This window comes from Christiangramia aquimixticola (assembly GCF_048285835.1).
Taxonomy (GTDB): domain Bacteria; phylum Bacteroidota; class Bacteroidia; order Flavobacteriales; family Flavobacteriaceae; genus Christiangramia; species Christiangramia aquimixticola.
Genome location: NZ_JBLVTL010000001.1, coordinates 192,600 through 195,342, shown reverse-complemented (window position 1 = coordinate 195,342; position 2,743 = coordinate 192,600). Strand labels below are relative to the sequence as shown.

The 2,743-nt window shown below is 40.6% G+C and carries 3 protein-coding genes; all 3 read right to left on the bottom strand.

Annotated features, from left to right (window positions below; translation table 11 throughout):
- Positions 1–12: 12 nt before the first annotated feature.
- A complete protein-coding gene (gene pstA, locus ACNKXV_RS00825; RefSeq protein WP_417905803.1) occupies positions 13–867 on the bottom strand; it encodes a phosphate ABC transporter permease PstA in 855 nt (284 codons plus the stop codon).
- Positions 860–1,738 carry a phosphate ABC transporter permease subunit PstC gene (gene pstC / locus ACNKXV_RS00820; protein ID WP_417905802.1) on the bottom strand — a complete coding sequence of 293 codons (879 nt, stop codon included), beginning with the start codon at positions 1,736–1,738 and terminating at the stop codon, positions 860–862. Before pstC ends, pstA begins: the two co-directional genes overlap by 8 nt.
- Before the next feature lie 61 nt (positions 1,739–1,799).
- A complete protein-coding gene (locus tag ACNKXV_RS00815) occupies positions 1,800–2,741 on the bottom strand; it encodes a PstS family phosphate ABC transporter substrate-binding protein (protein ID WP_417905801.1) in 942 nt (313 codons plus the stop codon).
- Positions 2,742–2,743: the final 2 nt, after the last annotated feature.

Sequence of the window (2,743 nt, the reverse complement as noted above, 5' to 3'; positions counted from 1 at the left end):
ATAACACTTGTGTTATTTAAATTTTTTCTGCCATCTGTTTCTGAAATAGACTGCAATCCCATTCATAATAAAAGTAATCAATAACAGGATAATAATTGCAGCGGCTGCATTTTCAACAAAGCCGTGTTGAGGTCTGGTAATCCAGTTAAAGATCTGGATTGGTAAAACAGAGAACTCATCCATGGTTGAAGAAGGGGCGAATGGCACGTAAGCCAGGGCTCCAATTACAATTAGCGGAGCTGTTTCTCCCACTGCTCTGGAAAGGGCTAAAATTATTCCGGTTAATATTCCTCCAAAGCTGGCAGGCAGAAGTTGATGGTATACTGTTTGCCATTTTGAAGCACCCATCGCGAACGACGCATCTCTAACCGATTTTGGTACAGCCTTCAGGGCTTCCCGGGTAGATACGATCACGATTGGAAGAATCAATAAAGCCAGGGTAAAACTACCTGCAAGTACGCTGGCACCCATTTCCATGATCCTTACAAAGACTTCCAGACCTAAAAGTCCATATATTACAGAAGGGACTCCGGCGAGATTGGAAATATTCACTTCCAGAATTGTAGAAAATTTATTCTTTTTTGAATATTCTTCCAGATAAATAGCGGCGGCGATACCTACCGGTAAAGCAATAAGGGTAGTTAAGACCAGCACCCATATACTTCCCATAAGTGCCGTGTAAATACCCGATTTTTCAGCTTTACGGGAAGGAAGATTGGTAATGAATTCCCAATCTATTCTCATGATCCCGTCTACGAGGATATTCCCTATAAAAATTGCAAGCAGTACCAGTCCTAATAAAGTACAGGCGATTCCCCAGTATTTGAAAAGCTGGTCCTTTAATCTGTTTTTCCTGATATTATTCATATTTGTCCTGGAATTTTTTACGGATCCTGTAGCTTAAAGTATTAAGCAGGAAAGTAAAGATGAATAAAGTGATCCCGGCTGCGAAAATGGTCTTGTACTCAAGAGAGTCATGCTGAACATCCCCCAGACTTACCTGTACTATATAAGCCGTAATGGTTTCAACCGGCACCGTAGGGTCAAAAGTAAAACGAGGTTGTTGCCCCGCTGCAATAGCTACGATCATGGTCTCACCAATAGCTCTGGAAATTGCTAATATTATTGATACTATAATTCCTGAAGAAGCTGCCGGTACCATTACCCTGAATGAATTCTGAAGTTTGGTAGATCCCATCCCATAGGCAGCCTCTCTCAAAGCATTTGGAACTGCCTGTAAAGCGTCTTCACTTAATGAAGATATATAAGGAATGATCATTATTCCCATAACCAAACCAGCTGATAGGGAGTTGAAACTTGAAATACTTGGAAAAATGCTTTGTAAAAATGGCGTCACCACCATTAGGGCAAAGAAACCGTAAACCACAGTTGGAACCGCTGCAAGCAATTCCAGTAATGGTTTTATAGTACGTCTGAAACTCTTTGGAGCATATTCGCTCAGGTAGATACTTATGGATAAACCTACCGGCACTGCAAAGGCAATGGCGATAAAAGAGGTTAATAAGGTACCCGAGAGCAACGCCAGAATTCCAAAATGTTTGTCTGTAAACAGCGGCGTCCATTCAGTATCGGTAAGGAATTCAATAATAGAAACCTCACTGAAGAAATTAACCGCTTCTAAAGACAAAACTAAAATGATACCTACGGTAACAGCAATAGTGATAAGGGAACTTGCAAGCAAGAGCCTTTCTATCACTAATTCTTTTAGTTTACGCATTGAGATTATATTAAAAATGGCATCAAAGCCTCAATTGAGGTCTGATGCCATTAAAAAATGTTTATTCAGATTTTGCAGCCTCTTTTGCAGGCTTGTGTTTTTGAACGAAACTTTCAAATTTCGATTTCTGTTCTGCATATTCTGCATCGGTTAATGGGAAATAACCAACATCTTTTGCAAGACTTCCGGCCTCCTTCAGATAAAAGTTTACAAAATCTACAACTGTTGGGTCCTGTACAGCTTTACTGCTCACATAAATGAACAGAGGTCTTGAAAGAGGTTTGTAAGTACCGTCATTAACAGTTTCAGCAGTTGGGATCACAGGTCCGTTTCCACCATCTACAGCTGCCAGTTCAAGTTTATCTGAATTTGCTTCGTAATAAGCCAATCCAAAGAATCCTAATCCAAATTTGTCTCCGGCAACTCCCTGTACCAGTACATTATCATCTTCACTGGCGGTAAAATCACCTCGGCTTGCGCCACCTTCTCCTACGATTGCTTCAGTAAAATAATCGAAAGTACCAGAAGCTACTCCAGGTCCAAATAAGTGAATTTCCTCATTAGGCCACTCAGGGTTTATCTGATTCCACTTCATAACTTTTCCCTGAGCTGCAGGTTCCCAGATCTTTTTAAGTTCTTCAACGGTAAAAGATTTAGCCCAGTCATTTTCAGGGTTTATTACCACTGCAAGACCATCATAAGCAACTTCCAGTTCTACGAAGTCTATATTGTTCTCTTTAGCAAGATCTGCCTCCTTTTGCTTGATTTCTCTGGAAGCATCAGAAATATCGGTTTCTCCTCTGCTGAATTTTTGAAATCCACCACCGGTTCCTGAAACTCCAATAGTTACATTTACCTTAGGTTTCTCAGCTCTGAATTCTTCAGCTACTGCTTCAGTAATAGGGTAAACAGTACTGGAACCGTCAACGGTGATAGTTCCACCTTCTTCGTTTTTATTTCCTTTATTATTTCCGCAGGCCAATAGAGTGGCTACTACGGTGATCA

Excerpts from the sequence above, each read along its gene's own strand:
- pstA (WP_417905803.1), bottom strand. The coding sequence starts at position 867 with ATGAATAATATCAGGAAAAACAGATTAAAGGACCAGCTTTTCAAATAC.
- pstC (WP_417905802.1), bottom strand. The coding sequence starts at position 1,738 with ATGCGTAAACTAAAAGAATTAGTGATAGAAAGGCTCTTGCTTGCAAGT.